This is a genomic window from Terrabacter carboxydivorans, assembly GCF_039532035.1.
GTDB lineage: Bacteria > Actinomycetota > Actinomycetes > Actinomycetales > Dermatophilaceae > Terrabacter > Terrabacter carboxydivorans.
In genome coordinates, this window is sequence record NZ_BAAARE010000031.1 from 1 (window position 1) to 21,828 (window position 21,828).

General features: G+C 69.0%; 17 protein-coding genes. 3 read left to right on the top strand and 14 right to left on the bottom strand.

What is annotated here, in order from left to right; genetic code table 11:
- Positions 1–522: 522 nt before the first annotated feature.
- The 12 genes from ABD297_RS21795 to pstC form a co-directional block, all read right to left on the bottom strand.
- On the bottom strand, positions 523–882 hold the full coding sequence (locus ABD297_RS21795) for a hypothetical protein (RefSeq protein ID WP_344257234.1): 360 nt from the start codon (positions 880–882) through the stop codon (positions 523–525).
- A gap of 417 nt (positions 883–1,299) precedes the next feature.
- Positions 1,300–2,565: a COG4705 family protein gene (locus ABD297_RS21800; RefSeq protein ID WP_344257235.1), complete on the bottom strand. Its 1,266-nt coding sequence runs from the start codon at positions 2,563–2,565 to the stop codon at positions 1,300–1,302.
- Between the two features lie 317 nt (positions 2,566–2,882).
- Entirely contained in the window at positions 2,883–3,260 is a 378-nt protein-coding gene (locus ABD297_RS21805) for a hypothetical protein (protein ID WP_344257236.1), read from the bottom strand.
- Positions 3,257–3,598: a PadR family transcriptional regulator gene (locus ABD297_RS21810; RefSeq protein WP_344257237.1), complete on the bottom strand. Its 342-nt coding sequence runs from the start codon at positions 3,596–3,598 to the stop codon at positions 3,257–3,259. Before ABD297_RS21810 ends, ABD297_RS21805 begins: the two co-directional genes overlap by 4 nt.
- Before the next feature lie 187 nt (positions 3,599–3,785).
- A complete protein-coding gene (locus ABD297_RS21815; protein WP_344257238.1) occupies positions 3,786–4,595 on the bottom strand; it encodes a lytic transglycosylase domain-containing protein in 810 nt (269 codons plus the stop codon).
- Positions 4,596–4,623: 28 nt separating this feature from the next.
- The gene (locus tag ABD297_RS21820; RefSeq protein WP_344257239.1) at positions 4,624–5,523 is read right to left on the bottom strand and encodes a phosphate ABC transporter ATP-binding protein; all 900 of its coding nucleotides are present in this window, start codon (positions 5,521–5,523) and stop codon (positions 4,624–4,626) included.
- A gap of 98 nt (positions 5,524–5,621) precedes the next feature.
- The gene (locus ABD297_RS21825) at positions 5,622–8,021 is read right to left on the bottom strand and encodes a substrate-binding domain-containing protein (protein ID WP_344257240.1); all 2,400 of its coding nucleotides are present in this window, start codon (positions 8,019–8,021) and stop codon (positions 5,622–5,624) included.
- A 143-nt stretch (positions 8,022–8,164) separates the two neighbouring features.
- The gene (locus tag ABD297_RS21830; RefSeq protein WP_344257241.1) at positions 8,165–9,109 is read right to left on the bottom strand and encodes a sortase domain-containing protein; all 945 of its coding nucleotides are present in this window, start codon (positions 9,107–9,109) and stop codon (positions 8,165–8,167) included.
- On the bottom strand, positions 9,106–11,805 hold the full coding sequence (locus ABD297_RS21835; protein ID WP_344257242.1) for a hypothetical protein: 2,700 nt from the start codon (positions 11,803–11,805) through the stop codon (positions 9,106–9,108). The genes ABD297_RS21830 and ABD297_RS21835 overlap by 4 nt, the downstream gene beginning before the upstream one ends.
- Positions 11,802–13,517, bottom strand: coding sequence for a phosphate ABC transporter substrate-binding protein PstS (locus tag ABD297_RS21840; RefSeq protein WP_344257243.1), 1,716 nt, complete (start codon positions 13,515–13,517; stop codon positions 11,802–11,804). The genes ABD297_RS21835 and ABD297_RS21840 overlap by 4 nt, the downstream gene beginning before the upstream one ends.
- Entirely contained in the window at positions 13,514–14,578 is a 1,065-nt protein-coding gene (gene pstA, locus ABD297_RS21845) for a phosphate ABC transporter permease PstA (RefSeq protein WP_344257244.1), read from the bottom strand. The genes ABD297_RS21840 and pstA overlap by 4 nt, the downstream gene beginning before the upstream one ends.
- A gap of 142 nt (positions 14,579–14,720) precedes the next feature.
- Positions 14,721–15,734: a phosphate ABC transporter permease subunit PstC gene (pstC, locus tag ABD297_RS21850; protein WP_344257245.1), complete on the bottom strand. Its 1,014-nt coding sequence runs from the start codon at positions 15,732–15,734 to the stop codon at positions 14,721–14,723.
- 710 nt (positions 15,735–16,444) lie between these two features.
- On the opposite strand from pstC, the gene ABD297_RS21855 reads away from it, so the two are divergent.
- Positions 16,445–18,133 carry a CYTH and CHAD domain-containing protein gene (locus tag ABD297_RS21855; RefSeq protein ID WP_344257246.1) on the top strand — a complete coding sequence of 563 codons (1,689 nt, stop codon included), beginning with the start codon at positions 16,445–16,447 and terminating at the stop codon, positions 18,131–18,133.
- Positions 18,126–18,383: a three-helix bundle dimerization domain-containing protein gene (locus tag ABD297_RS21860; RefSeq protein ID WP_344257247.1), complete on the top strand. Its 258-nt coding sequence runs from the start codon at positions 18,126–18,128 to the stop codon at positions 18,381–18,383. The genes ABD297_RS21855 and ABD297_RS21860 overlap by 8 nt, the downstream gene beginning before the upstream one ends.
- Positions 18,384–18,716: 333 nt before the next feature.
- Here ABD297_RS21860 and ABD297_RS21865 read toward each other — a convergent pair whose 3' ends face one another.
- On the bottom strand, positions 18,717–19,019 hold the full coding sequence (locus ABD297_RS21865) for a phosphodiester glycosidase family protein (protein WP_344257248.1): 303 nt from the start codon (positions 19,017–19,019) through the stop codon (positions 18,717–18,719).
- A 155-nt stretch (positions 19,020–19,174) separates the two neighbouring features.
- Between ABD297_RS21865 and ABD297_RS21870 the strand changes: the two genes are divergently transcribed.
- Positions 19,175–20,434 carry an IS256 family transposase gene (locus ABD297_RS21870; protein ID WP_344257249.1) on the top strand — a complete coding sequence of 420 codons (1,260 nt, stop codon included), beginning with the start codon at positions 19,175–19,177 and terminating at the stop codon, positions 20,432–20,434.
- Here ABD297_RS21870 and ABD297_RS21875 read toward each other — a convergent pair.
- Complete coding sequence (locus ABD297_RS21875) at positions 20,424–21,719, bottom strand: sporulation domain-containing protein (protein ID WP_344257250.1); 1,296 nt, start codon at positions 21,717–21,719, stop codon at positions 20,424–20,426. The genes ABD297_RS21870 and ABD297_RS21875 overlap by 11 nt on opposite strands.
- Between the last annotated feature and the right edge of the window lie 109 nt (positions 21,720–21,828).

The window sequence follows — 21,828 nt, forward strand, 5'->3', positions numbered from 1 at the left end:
ATCTGCTCAGCCCGGCGCAGCCGACGAATCTCTGCCCAGTCCTCCACACTGATCACCCTCCACAGGCTCACGGAGGGGGTCCGTTTTCACCCGTCGATCAGGGGTCAGTTTTCACCCGACGCTGACACTTACCCCCAGGATGCAGGCAGTGCGTCGCTGCGACGCGACGCTGGCGGCGCCCTCATCCCCCACCCGGGGGCGCCGCCACTTCGCCACCCCCCGCTGTGCCCTTGATGACACGCTCCCACCCCAGGGTTCGCCCCACCGTCAGAATGCAGAATTTTGGTGAGGACTATCGGCTGGTGAACCGGGCAACCACCCCGCTTCGACCCCGGGCCCCATGGAACCCGGCACGAGGCCGATGGCTCGCGGCACAGGTGGCCACCTGAGCGGCAGGACTCCAAAGGTGCCGCCTGCTGCCGGCGCAGAAGGGGTTGGTTGAGGACCGCAGTTGCTAGTCGCGGCGGCGCAGGGGTCCGGCGCCCAAGGCGTCGGCCGACTCGTTGCCACATCAGCAACGGGCTAGGCGGCGAGTGGCCGGATCACGAAGTGAGGTAGCGCGCTCGCGCCCCGGCGTACCGCGACCGTATGCCGTCGCGAACACCCGGCCCGAGCCGACAGCTTCGGTGGGACGTCGACGACGTGCTCGCCGACGGCGATGAGCCGGTTCGCGACGTGCCCCCCGATCCCGTTGCAGCACTCCACGGCCGACGTCCGCTCCGGCCACCGCCGGGCGTCGGCGAGCATCGCGGCGAACCCCTCGACGTCGGTGGCGAACCGGCCGCCGCCGAGCACGGTCTCGTCTGCCTTCATCACCTCGATCGTGACGCTGCGCTTGTGCGGGTCCATGCCGATCACGACCGGACCTTCCTCGACGGTCATCACGCTCTCCCTTCACCTCGGACCAGCTAGTTGGTCGAGCGCGGAGGGCACCGCTACTTCCGGCAGCGCAATCCCTTCTTCAGCCTCTCCGGCCCTTGCGGTGCCCGGGCCGGCGCATGCCAAATGAGAGTCACGACCCGAAGGAAGGACAGCCGCTGATGCGAGCGACCAACCCGGACACCTGAACCGAGCCTGCGCAGGCACCGGTCCTACCGTCAATGAAACAAGTAGCCGCGGGTCGTGCAACTGGTCAAAGAGCACGCAGCACCGGGTTCCGGGCCTGAGCCCGAGTGTCTACGAGCCGGCCGTGCGATCAGAGCCGCGTGTTGGCCCTGCGAACGGATCCAACTCAGGGACCAAACCGGTCCGACTAAAGAATCCGGTTCTGCGGTCTTCTCTCGGTGTCAGCGAGATCCGCTACTGCTTCTTCTCCAGTGCCCCAATCGTGGACTGCAGGTTGGTCAGTGCCGACACACACGCCGCCTTGGTCGGCGGGGTCGCGCGTAGGGCGGTAAGGACGCCGTCGATGGACGAGTCCATCGTGTGCCAGTCGTCCGGTGAAGCTGGCTTCATTGCCGCCTCACCGTTGTCCCAGGCGACCTCGAGGTCCTTGACCCGTGTCGTCGCGGCTGCCAGGTCGCCCTTCTTCGCCTTCGCCGTCACGTCGTCGACGATGACCGCGAACGGACGCAGGTCACCGATCGGCGAGGTCGGGTCGGCCTCCAGCGGGTTGACGCCCGCGGACTTCCCCTTCCCAGCGGTCCCGGTCGGGCCGACGACCGCGGGCGCGGGCGCCAGAGCGACAGCGGCAGCGATGACGGCGATGGCTCCGGCAGCAGCCCACGCATAGTCCCGGCGAGGGCTGACGGCGGGCGTCTCACCCTTGGCCCGGATCCCGTGACGGTTCGCGTTGACCTGCTCGCGCGCCACCAGAGCGACGATGACGGCGAGGAACACCAAGCTGGTCAGGCTCGCACCGAGACCCAGGCCACCGAAGGACCGGTCCTGGGTCAGCAGGTCACCCAGCGAGGCCCCGAGCGGACGCGTCAGCACGTACGCGATCCAGAACGCCAACACCCCGTTCAGGCCGAGCCGGCGGGCACCCCAGACGGCGAGGATGAGACCGCCGAAGATCAACGCGCCGTTGCGGAACCCCAGCGAGAGCGCCTCGGTGGCCAGGTCGCCCCCGGCAGTGCCCAGAGCGAAGGTCGTCAGGATCGCGCCCCAGTAGTACCGCTCGCGGCGCGGGGTGTCGATGGCCGTGATCGCCAGGGTGCGCTCCTGGCGCCACCACACCGTGAACACCACAGCGAGCACGACGGCGAAGACCGCGGTGCTGACATAGAGGCTCACGCCCAGGGTGTCGGTGAAGAAGTCGGTGATCTGGGTGCCGACGATGCTCACCAGGACGACGGTGAGCCAGTACAGCCAGGGGATCAGCCGCCGGGCCCGCAGCTGGGCGACAAGCGCTATGGCCAGCAGCGTCATCATCGCCCCGTCGGTCACGGCCGTGCCGAGTCCGACCTGGACCGCCAGGTAGTCGGCGAACGTCTCGCCGATCGTTGTCGAGAGGATCTTGATGAGCCAGAACGTCGCGGTGATGGCTGGCACCTTGTTGAGCCACGAAGGACTCGACAGGCCACTCCTCCGACGGTCGAGGACGGAGGTGACGGTGCTAGGCATGAGTATTCTCTCTGGTCGGTGTCGGGCATTCGGATCGAAACCCTTCACGCCTCGGCTGTGGCCGCACTGGGAAATCCGACAAAACCGCCCGAACCGAGCGCGGGATCACCTCGCGGACAGTCCTCATCCCCTCAGCAACCGCAGGATCCGCAGAGGTGTCGTCAAACGCAGTCTCGGCGGCCGGCTCCAGGTCTCGGGACGACGTCCCGGCACACCGGGCGTACGACTCGGCTCAACGTCCGAGACCGCTCTGGGCAAGCTCAACGATCGTGCCGAGACTCGGTCACGGCTGCCCCTGATCAGATGGATCAGGCCTTTCAGTGCACGCCCATCGAGGAGCCCCACGCCAGTCCATCTTCGGGGTGGTTCCCGGCTCGGCGGTCGTCCTTGACGTAGCCGCAAAGACGGCAGTGGCGGCTGACGTACTTGCGGTTCTCGGGGTTGTCGTGCACGGGTACGTAGGCGTGCAGGTGCAGTCGGCACCGTCGCGGCACGGCGTCCGCGCCGAGGACCACGCGTCGCAACTCGAGGACATGGACGAGCACGCTGCACGCGTAGCGGAGGGTATGCCGCGGCTCGGCCGTGAGGTCCGCGCGCCACTCGGCGAGGTACCGCCCACGGCTGTCGCGCGGCAGCACCGCCGCCGCCGCACGACACAGCAGGCCGGCGACCGCTCCGGGCCCGGCGGCCCTCATGAGAATCCCACGCTCCGCGCCGCCGGCCGAAGCATCGACCGTCGCTTCTCTCGTGCACGGGCCACCCTCGCCAGAGCCTCCTCGGCGAGCTTTATTCCGTCTCCTGTGAGCCGGTAGTACCGGCGTTGCGGCCGCCCGACCGTGGCTGGGTGGACGTCCTCCCAGCCGCTCTCGAGCCAGCCCAAGCCCTCGAACCGGGCCAGGATCGGAAACACCGTCCCGCTCGGCAGCCCGGTCAGCGCCATGATCTCCAACCCGTACCGATCCCTCGGTGCGTCAGCGAGGAAGATCTGGAGCACCTCGACCGTGGTCACAGTCATTCTCGGTCCGCTACCCATGCAAGAACTCTACATAGGGGCACCCACAGACGGACTGAATTGATGCGGATCCCGCGACTCGGTTAAGGAGGAGCTCCGCGCCCGATCGGCTCGGCCTCCCCGCGACGCGCGATCTCGACGCCACTGTCCCGGTCCGGTCCACCGCAGCTATGTCACCCCGGGGCCCCGGTTGGCCCTGAAAGGCTCCTCAGCGGCGGCCTGCTTCTCGTGCGTACTGCTGCGCCAACTCAAATACCTTGAGCGCGTACTCGTTCGAGGGGTTGTAGTCCAGGACGGCGCGAGACCAGGCGCCCCCGACGTCGAGGCGCTCTCCTCGAGAGCAGAGATGTCGAGCGGCTCCCCATGCTGCGTCGTCGATGTCGGTCGGGTCAGCGACTCCGTCTCCGTCGGCATCGGCACCGAAGCGGACCCACGAGCGGGGCAGGAACTGCATCGGCCCGACGGCGTGGTCCCAGGTGGGATCGCCGTGCCAGCGCTGGCCCAGGGCGTCGGATGGCAGCGCGGCGACGCCCTTGCCGTCCAGTGCAGGGCCGATGACTGGCCTGCTCGAACGCCCGTCGTCACCGAGGACGGCACCGCCGAACCGACCGTGGTCGGACTCGACCTCGCCGATGGCCGCCAGGGTTGTCCATCCGAGGCGACAGTCCATGTTCGACTGGGCCGCAAGGAGACTCGCCCGTCCGTAGGCGCGTAGAGCGACCATGGGGATCCCGGTGCGCCGGCTGACCCGAGCAACCCAGACAGGGTCCGGGACCATGACGGTCGCCGGTGCCGTTGTGCGTGGCGTGAGCGGCGAGACCGATGGTCCGGGAGTCTCGAACGGGACCGTGTCAGCGGGCGGGACCGTGTCGTTCAGGGACGTCGCATCGACGAGCTGCAGCGCGGTGCTGGTGTCGTGCTCCGGCCCCGGGGCGTGGTCATTTCGTATGCCGTTCGCAGCCCACGCGGTGACCCCGAGCAGGACTCCCACTGCCGCCACGGCAACCGGCCCGCGCATGGCAGCTCGTCGTGCTGCGGAGGTCATGTCACCCGAACCGGCCGTTGACGTAGTCCGAGGTCCGCTGGTCCTGAGGGCTGTCGAACATCGACTCCGTGTCACCGTGCTCGACGATGGCTCCCGGCGTGCCCTGGGCTGCCAGGAAGAAGGCACACTCGTCGGACACCCGCCGCGCCTGCTGCATGTTGTGCGTGACGATGACGATCGTGACCTCCGGTGCGAGTTCGCGCATCGTCTCCTCGATGACCCGGGTCGATGTCGGGTCGAGCGCGGAGCAGGGCTCGTCCATGAGCAGCACCCGTGGTCGCACGGCGAGAGAGCGTGCGATGCAGAGGCGTTGCTGCTGCCCTCCCGAGAGTCCTCCACCTGGGGCGTCCAGGCGGTCCTGAACCTCACGCCACAGACCGGCGCGGGTCAGACAGTCCTCGACGAGGGCCTCCTTCTCCGCCGACGACGCCTTGGTGCCTGTGAGCTTGAGCCCGGCGGTCACGTTATCGCGGATGGACAGCGCCGGAAAGGGATTGGGTTTCTGGAAGACCATGCCGATGGACCTGCGTGCTTCGATGACCTTGCGCTGGGGCTCGTAGATGTCTTCCCCGTCGAGCAGGACCTCACCGGCGAGGGCGGCCGACGGAACGAGCTCGTGCATCCGGTTGAGGATGCGCAGGAAGGTGGACTTGCCACAGCCCGAGGGCCCGATGAGAGCCGTGATCTGCCCGGACTGCATCCGGAGCGAGACGCGGTCGAGGACCTGGTGGGCCCCGAACCAGGCTGACACGTCCTTGGCCTCCAGATCAGCCGGGCTGGAGCGGCGCAGCGCGGCTGACCGGTCGAGTCGCGTTGCGGCATCGAGAGGGGCGGAGCCTGCCATGAGCTCGGCGTGCAGCCCGTTGACGGGGGCCAGCACCTGGGTGTCGTCGAGTGCCACGAGGGACTCCTTCGTGTCGTCGGGATCGGGAACGGTGGGGCGTCGCAGGGCATACCGCTGGTGTGCCCTGCGACGCCGTCACACGAATGGAGACTGGGTCACTCGGTGAAGTAGCCCTGCACGTCGACGATGAGGTTGCTCGCCGCCGAGGTGTAGAGGTTGACCTTGCCGTCGGGCCCGATCTTGGCGATGACCGAGTTGCTCGCCGTGACGCCCTTGACGTAGTTGACGACCGAGGCGTTCGGCCGTGAGCTGCCCGACGGGTAGGCGGCGATGTTGCCGCTGCCGGCCTCGTTGACGGCTGTCACGTTGAGCATCACTGCGGTGGCACCCGCGGCGGGCACCCCGCCGGCGCCTCGAACCTGAACCGAGAGCACCCCACCGGCCCGCACCTGGGGTGCACCGCCGGAGACTCGGGTGTCCTTGATGCGGGACGGGTCGAGCGGGATGTAGTCAGACGTCGTGGGGAAGTAGCCTGCGACGTCGACGATGGCGTCCGTGAGGCCGTATCCGCCCAGGCTCACCTTGCCGTTGGAACCGACCTTGGCGATGACGAGCCCGGCAACCGTGCCGCCCTTGACGAAGTTGAGGTTGGACGTGTTCGGCTTGCTGGACCCACTCGGCCAGACTGCGAGGTTGCCGGTCGCGCGGGGAACGGCCGTCACGTTGATCACCACGGCGCCGACGCCGGAGGACGGGACGCCGCCCCGTCCGAGGACCGTCAGGTCGACCTTGCTGGCGGTGGCGATGGGGGCCTTGGGGGCGCCGAGCCCCGTCCGGGTGTCCATGACCCGCGCCGGGACGAGCGACTGGTAGTACGACCCTGTCGGGTAGTAGCCGGCCACGTCGGCGATGAGGTGCGTGCCCGAGGTGCTCCGCAGGTTGACCTTGCCGTTGGGGCCGACCTTGACGATCACCTGGTTGGGCACGGTCTGTCCCGCGGCGAAGTTGAGGTTGCTGGTCGTGGGCTGCGCAGTCCCGGACGGCCACGCGGTGACGTTGCCGGCACCGGCCGGAGCAGTGGCGGTGACGTTGAGGATGACTGCCCCGACACCGGCGGCGGGGAGGCCGCCGCGGCCGCTGACCTGAAGACCAAGCGTCGTGTTGGCGGCCAGCGGGTGGGCCGGCGCGCCGGTGCCGTTGCGGGTGTCGAGGATGCGCGACGGTGTCAGGGTCACGGTCGACGGCAGCACGGCGACGGAGGCGGCGCCTGACTGCGAGCTGGTGAAGCTCGTGCCGGCGGTCGGGGTGAAGATCGCCGTGTAGCTGTGGGATCCGGGAGCGACCCCCGACAGGCTCAGCGTGGCCACTCCGGACGAGAGCACGCCCTGACCGACGGCCGTCGTACCCTCGTAGAAGGCCACACGGCCCTGGGCTGCGGTGGCACCCGCCGAGACGGTGGCGCGCAGGCTCGCCGTGTGAGCAGCGTTCCCGTTGGAGGCCGTGAGGGCGGTCGTGGTCGTCTGGACCGTCTTGGTGCTCGTCGTCAGGTCGGACACGGCGGTCTGGGTGGCCTCACCGCAGACACCCGCGTCAGACGTCGACGCGAGCTGGTCGAGGCCACCAGCAGCAATGAGCGGCTTGGCCTGCGGGGAGCAGATGAAGCCGTCGGTGCCGAAGATCGCCTGGACGTTCGGGTTGGCCCGGTCGGCGTCGCGGACGACGTTGTAGACCGCACGCGCGGCCTCCCAGCCGGACTCGATGCGGATCGTGCCGAGAAGGCGCGACCGACCCACCGAGAACGGCGCCACGGCGAGCGGGTCGTTCTTGATGTCCTTGTCGCTGTGCTCCTGCGTCTCGGTCACCGCCGAGCCGAGGACGACGTCGACACCACCGTTGAGGGCCTTGAGCTGCGCGAGGAAGAAGCTCCGGGTGCCCGAGCCGGCTTGCGGGATGAGGGGCTTGATGGTCCCGGCGGTGCCGCCGACAGCGGACCAGTTGGTCACGTCGCCCTTGTAGATCGAGACGATCTGGGCCCCGGTGAGGCTTGCCGGCGCGTTGGTGCCGGCCTGCCGCGTGCCCATGGCGAGGGTGTCCTTGGCGAAGGGGTACATCCAGAGACCGTCGCTGGTCTCGGTCGCGTTGTTGGCCGAGGACGATCGCGCGAAGGTCACGAGCGGGTTGTTGCCGGCCCCGTGGAGCAGGTTCTTGCCGGCACCCGAACCGTTGGGGCGCGTGATCGGGGTTGCTCCGACGCGCAGGACCACGGTCGTGGAGTTGGTCTGGACGCCGGAGGCGTCGTACTCGTTGGCGTCGAAGGTCGAAAGCCGCGCGGAGGTCCGTCCGGCGTTGTAGCCCGGCACCGGCGTCCCGTTGACGGAGGCGCCGTCGGCGAGGGCGTCGAGCGCGAGCATGGTGGTGTCGGAACCGACGCCGACGACATCCGTCGAGGCGTCGGGGACGAAGCCGGGGTCGGCCAGTGCGGCAGGAGCGGTGGCAAGGAGCGCGGTCCCGACAAGCAGGGCTGCGGCGCCAGCGGCCGTTCTACGAGACATCATGACTCTTTCTCTGGAAAGGACGGGCCGTACTGGCCCGCGAGAAGCATTGCGGGCACTGCCCATCTCTGAATTCGTTTTGACATGAACGTTATTGCTCGAATCAGTGCACTCTTGGGGTGCTCTTGGTTGCTCGGAGATGGAGGTCAGAAGAGGTTCGGCAGGGTCCTCATGACGAGGTCGGTCGTCCACCAGGCCACCGCCAGCGCGACGGGTGCGGCGACCGTCCAGACGAGCACCGGGCGCCACTGCGCGGCCGCGCGGAAGCAACCGACGACAAGCCCCAGCAGGGCTGCGAACCCGAGCGTGACCAGGGGCAGCGCCGAGGGATCCGTGCCCATCTCGAGCTCCGCGGTCGGGACGGTCCCGGGGCGCCCAGCCGGCAGGGGCAAGGCCGCGCTCGTGAGAGCTGCGTCGACGTAGACGGTGCTGGCCGGGCGCAGCGCGGACAGAGTCCCGCTCCCCTCACCGGTGACCAAGGTCAGACGTCCGGCGCCGTCGGCCAGTGGGGCAGGGACGGGATCGCCATCACGCCGTATGCGTTCGACGCGGAAGGTCGACACGCCCAGGGCCGTCGTGGCCGTGAGCCGGTCACCTGGCTGCAGGCTCGTCACGTCACCGAAGGGGGCGCCGTAGGTGGTGGCACGGCCCATGACGACGCTGACTCCTGGCTGGCCCGGCAGGACGGTGTTGCGTCGGTGTCCCGGTCCACCCAGGGTGTCGACGGACGACGTGCCCTCCACGACGACTTCCTGCACGTGGATCGTGGGGATGGACAGCAGGGCCACCGGGGCGCCGGGGTCGATGACGCCGCCGGTGGGGGCGGTCCCGTCGGCCAACGACGACCGCAGCTGGTCGTACAGCTCGGTCTGGGTGCGGTTGTGCGTCAGCGAGCCGAGGAGCAACGTCTGGGCCAGGAACCACAGGCACACGACGCTGACGGAGATCATGCATGCCGTCAGCGCGGCCAGCGTGGGCCCGAGGGGCTCTCGGACCCGCCGACCTGCAGGCCGCGGGACGACTGCTGCCGCACCGTCTTCGACGTCCGTCACGGCGGCCGGGGCGACCTTTGGCGTCATGGTTGCGGTCACGGCATACGCCTTCCTCGGCGCAGACCGAGCGCCCCTGCTGCGAGCAGTCCTGCCAGCGGGCCGATGATGAGCAGGACTGGGAGCAAAGTGCTCCCGACCTTCGAGGTCACCGTCCGCGTGGGCACCGCTGCGGCCATGACGACCCCGGGTGCCGCGACGCGGGATGGCGCGCGTGCCGGTGCGGACGCCCCTGGCCCCGCAGGCGGAGGAGCCGCTCCCGCAGGCCCGCCGGGCGGCGCTCCAGCGACCCCGGTCGTGTCACCTCCGACCTGAGTCCCGCCTACGACTCCGGACCCGGCCGCGGGAGTCGTGCCCCCGGCGGATGGCCCGCCGACAGCCCCTGGCGGGGAGTCTGAGCCGGGCACCGACGACCCCGACGAGAGGGCCTTCTGGGCACGGATGGCGCCCGCCACGGCGATGGCGCTCGTGCGCAGGGCGGCTGTGGGGCCGCTCGAGGTGATGGGCAGGAAGCCCTCGGGGAGCTGACCGTTGCCGGGTCCCGTTCTCTGGCCCTCACTGGAGGACACGGTGATGAAGCTCGCCACCTCGGCAGCAGTTGTCTTCGTCAGACCGCTGAGCAGCGCAGCCGTGTAGACGATCTGCGTGCCCGGATAGGCGTTGCCGGCCCTGCGCACCTGCTCCTGGGTCCATGTGAACGGCGCCATCGGGGCTGACTGCTTGCCGAGCGCCACTGCGGCCGCGAGGGACTCACGAGTGGGCGCCACGAACGTACGGCCCGTCGCATCCGTGAAGCGGGTCGGCGCCGTAGACCTGACGCTGGTCTGCAGCGAGGCTGTGCGCAGCCCGAAGCGTGATGCATCGCCAAGGCTCACGAGACCGAGCATGAAACGGCTGCCGATGCCCTGCCGGTCGACGCGACCCAGCTTCCACGGGTCCGAGGTGGTCGACCGGTCGCACTTGGTCTGCACGTTGGGCCAGGCGTCGAGGACGGCTGTGGCGACGGTGCGCAGGCTGCTCACCGGCGCGGCGACGAGCGGGAGGTAGGGCGTCGGGTTCTGGAGACGGCACTCGAGCGCCGACTTCGGCACGAAGGTGTCGAGAATGGGGATCTGGTCCGTCGGCAGCGGCAGGTTCCGGTAGGCCGGGTTGACCGTCATCCCCCAGGGGTCGGGCTTGCCCGATACGAACGCCATGGCCTCCGGGTCCGCGGCGATGTAGGACGTGAGCGTCGTGATGACGTCGGAGGAGTTCGACAGCGACAGCAGGGTGGCACTGGCCTCCCGCTCGATGGAGTCGAGCCCCGGGTTGAGCGCCACGAACTCCGGGTCTCGGTTGATGGAGAGCGGATTCGAGGCCAGCCCCGGGCGCTGGCGCCCGAGGTCCGAGGCCGCATACGACTCGGTGAGGAGCTTGGCCAGCAGGCGAGGGGTGAGTCGCAGCTGCTCCTGCTCCCCCGCGTTCCCCGGCTTGTCGACGGCGTAGGCGATACCGAATCCGGTGACGGCGGTGGGTGCGTAGGCGACCTTGGTGCCCGCCGGTGCTGCGCGTCCCGCGGAGACGAAGGCTGCGGCCGCGTTCTTGCTCGTCATGAGCCCGAAGGCAGCCTTGTCCGGCATCACGTTGTGCTGGAACTTGAAGCGGTCCTTGCGCAGACAGTAGGCAGGGGCCCATTGGACGGAAGCCTGAGCCATCAGCTCGGAGCCGAAGAACCCGACAGGGGCCCTGGGGTCGAGAAGGTCGCACGCGTTGGGCGGCAGCCCGAAGCTGATCGGCACCGAGAACCGCCCCCGCCAGTTGCTGGCCGCCCACCAGTAGGCCGGGGACACGGCATCATCGACCCCTTCACCGGCGAAGTTGCTGGAGCCTTCGAGGAACCGGCCCGTCTTCGTGCACTCAGGGTCGGCGTCGACGCAGCTGACGCCCATGATCGGGACGACCACGATCGAGCAGGCGACCGTGTTCGAGCAGCCGAGCGACTCGTTCTCGACGTCGGTGCGCACCTCGAAGCTGGTGGAGCCGCGACCGTCGAGATCGGTGAACGCGGCGATCTCGGCAGGCGGGAACGTGGCACCGACAGCCGCCTCGGGCGGCATGGAGGTGGCGTCACAGGCCGGGTACGAGGTCCCCTTCGCGGCCACGAAGGGCGTCAGGTGCACGGAGAGGCCGGCGGTCGGTGGGCAGCTCGACGGATAGGGCAGGAGCCCGGTCACCTGGGCGCGTGCGGCCTCGGTGGCGTAGGCGTCGTGGCGCCAGACCGCAACACGGTCGGCGGTACCGGCGCTGCGCTGCATACGCGTCGAGGTCCAGCACGTCTCCGGCCGGAGCTGCTGTGCGACAGGCAGACTGGGATCATCCAGTCCCCGACACTGCATGATCACGACGGGGTACTCCTGGAGCAGCCCGCCCTCCCCGAACGGGTTGACGGCCCTCGCCGCGCTGGGGTGGGCACCGGACCAGCTGATCTGGACGCGCTCGCGACCGCGCAGCTCCCTGGTCTTGTCGACGGAGACCGTGACGTCCCGTTCGTCGACTGTGAGGGGGCCCGACGGGTCGGCGAAGGTCCGGGCCAGGTGCTGGGTCCGGCTCCAGGCGCCCGTGCCGGGCGTGGGAGACGACGCCGCCGTGGCGGGTGCGGCCGCGGACGCGAGGGCCAGCACCACGACGGCGGCGGCTGCGGCGGAGCCAGCCGAGAGCAGGCGACGACCGCCGCCGGGAGCCGGCGCACGGCGCTTCATCGGGCACCGTCCGCGCGCCGGGACCACGCGACAGCGAGGAAGCCGGGCAGCAGGACGAGCAAGAGGACCTCGAGCGCCGCGAGAGCCCCGAAGACTCCGCTGTCGTTCTCCCGACTTGCGACGAGCTGGGTGGGTACGGCCACGACATCCGAGGCGGCGACGTTCCCCGCTGCGGCATTCACCACCTCGCCGGTGGCCGGATCGATGACGGGCGCCGCAGCCCCGGCGGCCGGCGCGGCCCCCACGGCTCCCCCGGCTGATGGGGCGCCAGCGGGGCTGCCCGCCGCCGACGCTCCTGAGCCAGCAGGACGTCCGGACGCTGCTCCCGGGTTCGTCCCGGCTCGTGGTGAAGTTGCACCGCTGCCAGCGGGAGCTGCACCGGGAGTGGCCGCAGCGCCTCCGTTCCGGGCCTCGGACTGGTTCGTCGTGGGCGTCCCCTTCCCGGTCGGGCTGCCGCACGGACCCTGGCCCGACCGGTCGCACGTGGCCGGCGCCGGCGCGATCTGGGCGAGCCGGTTGGTGGAGAGGTCCTTGCCGTTGAACGTCGGGTTGTTGCAGGAGCGAACGTCACGGTTGCTGATGTCGATCGCCGGGTCTCCCGCCTTGAGCTTGCCGAGCTGCTCGAAGCCGGCCTGGACGAGGTTGAGCGGAAGCGGCGAGTAGCCGAATCCGCCGGCCTTCGTCTGCCCCTGGCAGAGGGAGTAGTACATGAAGTCGGCCAGCGTCTGGCGTTTGGCGGTCGTCATGCGAACGTCCTTGGCCCCGGTCGGGATCAGCATGTACGAGTAGGAGGAGAGCGGGTAGGCGCGCGGGTCCCCCGACGCGTAGACGCCGGTGAGGATCTGCGTCAGGTAGTTCTGCGACGTCTTGTCCTTGTTGATCTGGGCCTTCGTCAAGGCGACCGCGACGTTGTACTGCGTCGGCTCGACGAAGTAGCCGCCACGGTTGAGGACCTTGACGACGGGATACGCGGCATTGACCGGGTAGGAGTACTCGACGTAGCCGATAGTGCCGTTGCCGGCGGCGCTGGAGATGGTGTTCATCACCTGGTCGGACTTGGAAGCGGCGATGGATCGGCCCTTGCGCGGGAAGTAGGACGTCATCCCCGACCTTCCGTAGAAGGGGCGCCAGATGCTCGGGTACTCGTGGTCGAGGTATGCCGTGAACTGGGCCGTCGTGCCCGACCCGTCCGAGCGCACGACCGGGGTGATGGGCACCGAGGGCAGCACGCGTCCGTTGTTGTCCGCCTTGATCGCCGGGTCGCTCCAGTTGGTGATCTGGTTGGTGAAGATCTTCGCGATCGTCGCGCCGGAGAGGCGCAGGTTGTTGACCTGTTTGCCACCGATCCGCAGCTGGTAGGTGAAGGCCGTCCCGCCCGCGACAATGGGCAGGTAGGCGAACGAGCGGCCGTTGGAGTTGTCCGCGTTGCCGAACTCGTCGGAGCCCTGGTAGGGGATCTCGCTGATGCCGAAGTCGGTCACGTTGGCAGCGAAGTCCTTACGGCCCTGCGAGGATCCGCTGCCCTGGTAGGTGACCTTCATGCCGTAGGCGTCGACGTCGGAGATCCACTGCTGGAGGATCACCTCGCTCCACGAGGAGCCGGAGCCCTCGATCTGGGCGTAGACCGTGGCCTGTGCGGTGGCGGCGGGGGTGATCGTGAGGAGGACGGTCGCGATGACCGCGAGGACAGAGGTGGCTCGGGGATGTTTCACCGGGTTTCCTTGGCGGTGTCGAAGAGGCGGCGGAACAGTGAAGGTCGTCGGCTGACGCGTTGACGCGCCAGCCGTCGGGCGACGACGAAGAGGACGAGCACCAGGGCCATGAGCACGCTGGCGGCGCCGAAGCCGCGGACGATGAGGCCGGGCTCTCCGCTGCGCACGGCTTGGTAGATGTAGAGAGGCAGCGAGTTCATGACCCCGTTGGTCGGGTCGAGCACGACGAAGGACGCAGCTCCGGATGTCAGCAGGACCGGTGAGGTCTCACCGACGCCGCGCGCGATGCCGAGGATCAGCGCGGTGGCGAGACCGGGGCGGGCAGTGGGCAGCACGACGTGCCACACGGTCTTCCACTGCGAGGCTCCTAGCGCGAGGCTGGCCTCGCGCAGACTGCCCGGCACGACACGAAGGACGACCACGGAGGCGCGGGCGATGATGGGCAGCATCATGACGGACAGGGCCAAGGCGGCCGCGAGCCCGGACTTGGGCATCCCGAGGGAGACGATCGCCGCTGTGTAGATGAAGAGCCCCGCAACGATCGACGGCAGGGCTGTCATGGCCTCGACGATGGTGCGCACGATCCGCGCCAGGCGTCCGCCGACCTCCGTCATGAAGATCGCTGCGCCGACGCCGAGGGGCACCGAGATGGCCACCGCGATGGCGATCTCGATGAGCGTCCCGACGATCGCGTGCAGCAGACCGCCTTGGTCGAGAGGGGCTCGAGGACCCACCCCCGCCATGTCACTCGTGTACTGGTTCGGGTGCGGCAATGCCTCCAGGCCGCGCCAGAAGGTGAAGGCGATCGTCGAGAGCAGCGCGACGCCGAGGGTCAGGGCCCCCAGGTGCACGAGGTCGGACACGACGCGGTCGGTGACGTCCGTGCGGCGGGCGGTGACCGCCACGAGGGTCGCATCGACGAGCACGACCAGCACTGCGGTCACGAGGACGAAGGGAAGCACTCCAGGCCAGGGCAGCAGGCGCTGGGTGATGATCCACGCCAGGCTCAGCGCCGCGGCCACGGAGCCGTAGCGGATCAGTCGCTCCTCTGCCGTCGCCACGCCGATCCGGCGTCGTGGAGCCGACGTCCCGGAGGGCGGACCTGACGCGGGAATGACGGTCCCTCCACGTGATTCGGGAGATGACTGCGTCAGCCGAACCGACTCGACCGTGAGAACCGCCGTCTCGTCGACGGTCGACAGCTCAGGCATCTGCGTCGGCTCCTGAACGGCTGCGGCTGACGATGAGTGCGGCCAGGGTGTTGATGCCGAGGGTCATGACGAACAGGACCAGTCCGGCCGTCAGCAGGGCCGACAGCTGGGCCGGTGAAGCGTCACCGAACCGACCAGCGATGAGCGAGGAGATGCTGTTGCCACCGATCTCGAGCAGGCGTGGCTTGATCTCGAAGGCCGGCGAGATGATGAGCAGGACGGCGATGGTCTCTCCGAGGGCACGGCCGAGGCCGAGCATCGTGCCCCCGATGATGCCGCCGCGACCGAACGGCAGCACCACCGTGCGGATCATGCCCCAGCGAGTCGACCCGAGGGCCAGGGCCGCCTCCCGCTCCCCCGGCGGGGTCTGCGAGAACACCTGGCGCGTCACCGCGCAGATCATCGGGGTGACCATCATCGCGACGGCGATGCCCGCGATGAATGACGATGCGGTGTACCGCGTCGCGTCGACGGGAACACCTTGGGGGTCGGTGTCGACCGCGAAGAACGGCACCCACCCGAAATGCACGTGCAGGAAACGAGCGATCCCCGCGGCATACGGCTGGATGAGGAAGAAGCCCCAGAGCCCGTAGACGATGGACGGCACAGCAGCCATGAGGTCGACGAGCGAGACCAGCGCGCTCTTGGCGCGAGGCGGTGCGTACTCACTGATGTAGAGAGCCGTCGACAGCGCCAGGGGGAAGGCGAAGAAGAGCGCCACCGCCGCGATCGAGACCGTGCCGACGAGCACCCCGGCTATGCCGATGACATCAGCCTCTGGCTGCCACTGCGACTCCGTGAAGAACGAGAAGCCGTAGCGCTGGAGAGTCGGCACGGACTGGTAGGCGAGGAAGAGCCCGATGCCGCCCGTGATCGCCAGGACCGAGCCACCGATCGCCGTCGCGGAGAGCCGGAAGGCGCGATCCCCGCCGGTGGCGGACGTGCCGAGCACGCGCGGAATGGCCTCGACGCCCTCGGGTGTGGGGGCGGGAAGATACGTCGTCACGGAGCCTCGTTGGGTGCGGCCTCGAAAGGCGCCAGATGCAGACGTGCTTAGTGTGGGACCGTCCCACGGGCGCCGTCAGCCGCTTGACGTGGAGGACGGATGAACAGTCGGTGGCGGCTGGACATGAGGAGTTCACTTGTCCCACGAGCCTGCGGTGCAACGGAATTCACCGTCCGGACGCTGTCACCCAGCTTTTCCGATGCCTGGGGCGCCGCGATCGATCCAACCGGGCCGGCGGGCCTACAAGACCAACCGGCCAGTCGTAAGTACGGAGGCAAGGTCAGCGTCGATGGGACGGACCAGGAACGGTGCGCGCTCTCCGAAAGGGCGCCGTTCCGATTTCAGCGAGATACCGCCGGCGTGACAGTCCACTTCAGATGTGTTTCCTCCATCCTCGGCTGCGCCCCGTGGCGTCTCCCGTGTGGTGCCCTGGGTTCACCCAGCGTTGGCGCGTGTCGGCGCCGATCACCGGGGAAGGCGGTCGCTCGTGACGGAGCTCCCCCGGACGCAGCGCCAGAGGACACTTGGGCGGACCTGGCGCTGGAGCCCGCGGTGCGGACTTCCTGGGTGCATGGGCGCACGCCACCGTCCGCGGGAAGCTGCGCCCGGACTGTGCAACGCGCACTCGCTCCTGATCCCGCGCCGGCAGGAGCCACCTCGTCTTGGGCGCGACCCCTGAGGAGAGCCCTGATGTGCGCAAGGATCAGCACATGGGCCGTTCACACCACGACGAGATCGAGCGCAAGTACGACGTCGACGCATCCACGGTGTTCCCGAACCTCGCCGAGACAGGCGGTCTCCACTCCATCGGCAGACCTCGGACGTCCCAGCTCGAGGCGGTGTACTTCGACACCTCAGGGCTCGACCTCGCCCGCAGCGGGGTGACCCTGCGGCGCCGCTCAGGCGGGAGCGACGCCGGCTGGCACCTGAAGCTCCCGGCAGGCCCGGACACCCGAACCGAGCTCCGCGAACCACTGGGACGAAGTCATGAGGTGCCCGAGAACTTCCGGACACGGGTGCACGCCATCACCCGGGGCCGGCCCCTCGAGCCGGTTGCCACCGTGAGCACTCGCCGTCGGGACTACCCCCTCCTCGACTCAGAAGGTTCCGTGCTCGCCCTCGTCTCGGACGACAGTGTCCGGGCACGACGCCACGACGACGTCACCGGCAGCACGGGCGATGAGCTGGCCTGGCGTGAATGGGAGATCGAGCTCGTCGACGGTCCACACGCCCTACTCGACGCCGTCGGAGAGCGGCTGCTGGCAGCCGGAGCCGCCCCGGCGTCAGCCAGCTCGAAGCTCGCCCGCGTCATCGGGGAGCCTCCTCCAGCCGTGTCGTCCCCCGGTACGCGAAAGGGGCACGCCAAGCCCACAGTCGAGCAGCTGCTGAGCGCGCAGCTGGCAGAGCATCTGGCACGCTTGCTGGAGCAGGATGCCGGGGTCCGCGCCGAGCAGGCTGAGGCCGTCCACCGCGTACGCATTGCGGCCCGACGACTGCGCTCGGTGCTCACGACGTTCCGCCCACTGCTCGACACGTCCGTCACCGACCTCGTTCGCGAAGAGCTCCGCTGGGTCGGCGAGTGCTTCGCCGCAGCCCGCGACGCGCACGTACTGGGCGAACACCTCCGCGCCGTACTCGCCTCCGAACCCGCCGAACTGGTGGTCGGACCGGTGAGCGCGCGTCTCGACCACGAGATCAGCACCGAGTACGGCCGCGGCCGGGAGGCTTCCAGACAGGCCCTGGACAGCGACCGCTTCGTCCGTCTCCTCGACGTGGTCGAGGAGCTGATCGCCTCGCTGCCCCTGCACTCACACGCCCGGCGACCTGCCAGGAAGACGATGCCCGGTCTGCTGGCCCGGGACGTCAAGCGCCTTGTGGTAGCCGTACTCGCGATCGAACGGACGACTGACCCCGTCGAGCGTGACACCGCCTTCCACGAGGCCCGCAAGAAGGCCAAACGCCTGCGGTATGCCGCGGAGTCCGCCACGCCGGTACTGGGCAAGAGGGCCCGCACGTTGGCGGCGGCCACCAAAGAGCTCCAGGAGGCCCTCGGCATACATCAGGACACGGTCGTTGCCCGTCAACGACTGCGGGAGTATGGCATGCGAGCCCACCTCGACGGCGAGAACACCTTCACCATTGGCCGTTTGCATGCGCTGGAGCAGGCACGCGCCGACAGGGCCGAAGCCGAGTTCGCCCTCTTGTGGAAGAAGTTCAGCGCAAAGCACGGGCGCGCTGGACCCGTTAGAGGCAGAGCTCGCACGCCAGCTCGCCGATCCTGTGGAGGAGGCCCAGATCCTGTGGAGTCCGTGTCTCAGGTGATCGAGGTTGCCAGGACGCGAGCGCGGACCCAGCCTTGTCACTCTTCGGGCGACGGGGGATGCTGGGCGGATGGATGAGACGTCTGAGATGCGCGCGCTCAGCGACGTGCAGACGCGGCTCCAAGCGCGCTTCCCGGACCTGGATCCGGAGATCGTGGAGGCGGCCGTACGCCTAGCCCACTCCCAGATGACGGGTCGAGTGCGCGACTTCGTCCCACTGCTCGTCGAGCACGCCGCTCGTGACCGCCTGGCCTTCGCCGAGCGTGACGAGCCAGCCGCTCGTGACGACCTAGCCGAGCGACGGGCACGAAGGCGCATCGAGGCGTAGGGGCCGGCAGGCTGCGAGGCCTGCGCAGGGCAATGTCCGAGACGTGCTCGAGCGACCGACTCCTCGGGGTGTCACCGAGGGTCTCGTTTTCGATGCCGTCGTGGCTGCGTCAGAAACCCCGACAAGCGCCCGGGAATGCGAAGCGAGGCTCGTCTTCGTGAGACTGGGCGCACTCGGTATCGGGAGACCGCTATGCGTGAAGCCCCCCAACCGGTTGGCGCCAAGGCCCAACCGGTGGGGAGGAAAGGTCTGCATCTGGCTCATCACGCGGCTAGGGCGATGGCACCGCGCCGTCCGCCCATAGTCCCGCCCGGTCGTGCTTTTTTGGCTTGCCTACCGGATGACGATCGCATCCCCGACGGGCCGTTCTCCGGAAGCGTCCGAGGGATGCGTGACGAGGCGTCCTCCGATGCTCATGGCCGTTGACCCGCCACCGTCGAGGTTGATCGCATCGCGCATGCCCAACGCTCGCGCCACCTGCGCTTCTTCGGGAACGGAGAGCCCAAGCTGGTCAGGCTGGCGGCCGTCGACGGTGACCAGCACGGTGCGACCGGTCGCGTCAGCGCCGGCGAAGGTGCGTGGGTTGCGTTGCAGTGCCCACCCATACGCAAAGGACGGGTCGGTCGGGTGGACCATGCCGTCAGCATTTTGGGTGATGTACGCGGCGCCGAGTTGAGTCCATAGCGTTGGTGTACGACGACACCGGTGGCGTGTGCCTGCTGGATGCAGGTGCGGTCACCGCGTGATCCTTCGAGTGAACCTCTCACAGCACCCTCGAATGGAGCATCGCGATGACCGCGAACACCAGTATCGACCCTGCCGCCTTCCTGCACGAGCAGCTCGCCCAGGCCAGTCCCGACCTGATGCGGGAGCTGCTCGGCACGTTCATCAACGCCCTGCTGTCCGCTCAGGCCGACAGCGTGTGCGGCGCCGAGTACGGTGCCCGCAGCGACGAGCGCACCAACCGACGCAACGGCTACCGGCACCGGGACCTCGACACCAGGGCCGGCACCATCGACATCGCAATCCCCAAGGTCCGCGAGGGGACTTTCTTTCCGGACTGGCTGCTTGAGCGGCACCGCCGGGCCGAGGCCGCGCTGACGACGGTCGTGGCGACCTGCTACCTCCTCGGGGTGTCGACCCGACGGATGGACAAGCTCGTCAGGACGCTCGGGATCACCGGCCTGTCCAAGTCGCAGGTGTCGGTGATGGCCAAGGACCTCGACGAGCAGGTCGCCGCGTTCCGCACCAGGCCCCTCAACGACGGGCCCTACACGTTCGTCGCGGCCGACGCGCTCACGATGAAGGTCCGCGAGGCCGGCCGCGTCGTCAAGGTCGCGGTCATGGTCGCCACCGGTGTTAACGCCGACGGCTACCGCGAGGTCCTCGGGATCCACACCGCGACAACCGAATCCGCGGCTGGCTGGTTGGGCTTCTTCCGGGACCTGACCGCCCGGGGCTTGTCCGGCGTCGCACTCGTCACGAGTCATGCGCATGCCGGGCTCGTCGAGGCGATCGGGGCGGCCCTGCCGGACGCGTCCTGGCAACGCTGCCGCACCCATTACGCTGCAAACCTCATGGCTGTGACCCCGAAGTCGCAGTGGGGGTGGGTCAAGGCGTTGCTGCACTCGGTGTACGACCAGCCCGACGCCGAGGCCGTGAACGCCCAGTTCGACCGGGTCCTTGAGGGGTTGTACGAGAAACTCCCCACCGTGGCCGAGCACCTCGAGCTGGCCCGCGCCGACATCCTCGCGTTCACCGTGTTCCCGAAGGAGATCTGGCGCCAGATCTGGTCGAACAACCCGAACGAGCGCCTCAACCGTGAGATCCGGCGCCGTACCGACGTCGTGGGCATCTTCCCCAACCGCGAGGCGATCATCCGCCTCGTCGGCGCGGTGCTGTCCGAGCAGCACGACGAGTGGGCCGAGCAACGCCGCTACCTCGGCCTCGAAGCGCTGAAGAACGCCCGCACCGTCCTCGACAGCGGTGTCATCGACGACGAGCCCCAGGAGGTGTCGAACGACCTGATCGCCACCGCGATCACCGGCTAACCGAACGACCCCAAGGGATCACCGTCGTACACCACCGCTGTGGGCTTGACCCGGCGCCGTCGCGGAGCAGCTGTGGTGCCCCGTTGATGACGGTGGTTCGCGGACGGACCAGGTTGCCCCCGCCAGCTTCGGTGAGGCCAAGGTCCAGCCGAGCGACCTGGCCAGGACGCAGGGGCGTCAGCTTCGAGGTGAGGTTTCCGATCGCCTGGACAGAGCGCTGCCCGGTTTGAAGCGTCGTGCCTCGCCGGGCCTCGACGCGGACAACGCGGTCGTTGCCGTCGAGCACGACCTCACTGCCGGCTCCGGCCGGCGTGGAAGGACCGTAGGCGTTGGTGAAGGCGACCAGCTCGTCCGCGTCGGTGCACGTGGCATCGTGCAGAGGGTGGTCGGTCGGTTGGTCGCCGGCGTCCCCACCACAGTTGCGGATCAGGCCCGGCACCCGGTTGATGCCGTCCAGGTCGACTCTCGATGACCCGCTGCTGAGGGAGCCGCGCCACAAGGGCCGAGAGATGCGGGTGTGCAGGGCCCGGTCGTCGAGGACGAGGGCCGGTCGGCCGGCGACCGTCTCGGACTCCAGGATGCCCCCGTAGACCCCGACCCCTGCAGGGTCACCGGGAGCGCCGGCCTTCGGGTCCAGAACGAAGAATCCACCGTTCACGGCAGCCTTCGCGTGGGCGTACGTGCCGAGTGCCGTGGTGGTCTCGCGGTCCACGAGGTCCGGGCCGAAGGTCGCACCGAGGTGCCCGCGGAACTCCCGCGGGTCGATGGTCAGTACGTTGATGCTCCACTGGCCCTTGGACATGCTGGCCCCGTCCCACCCGGCGTACCAGGTGCGGGCGGCGAATCCTGCGGCCTTCAGTCGGGTGACGTATGCCGTGGCGTCGGCCTGGGACGGAAAAGTGGACGTCGAACGCACCCGGTAGCCGATGACGCTGGCAGGGACGTCGGCGACGGCTGGCTGGCGCACCGGTTGGCTCTGGGCGCCGAAGCCCGCAGCCGTCAGGCGGCGAACGAGGTCGTCGGCGCTGCCCTGGTCCTGGACCACTCGTGGGGGCGCGTCCGGGTCGGGGCTGGTGCGGCTGGAGGGAATGCTGAGCTCGACGACCCATGGCGTGCTCGGGTCGAAGGCACCGCGCACGATGTGGGTCATCGTCACGCCCGCCTCGACGGTCGTGGTCGTTCGCGTCTCGGGGAGACCGGCAGGCCCCAGCGGCAGCCCGGCCGACGCGGCATACCCCGTGTGACCCATCGACAGCGGTGCCGCGTGCGTGGACGCGGCCGTCATGCAGCTCACCGTGATGAATATGGCTGCACCCAACGCCGCCATGGGTGTCGACGGGGGCCGGTGTGCGATACGCGCCAGTGACATGCCAGCCACTCTGACTGGCCACGGC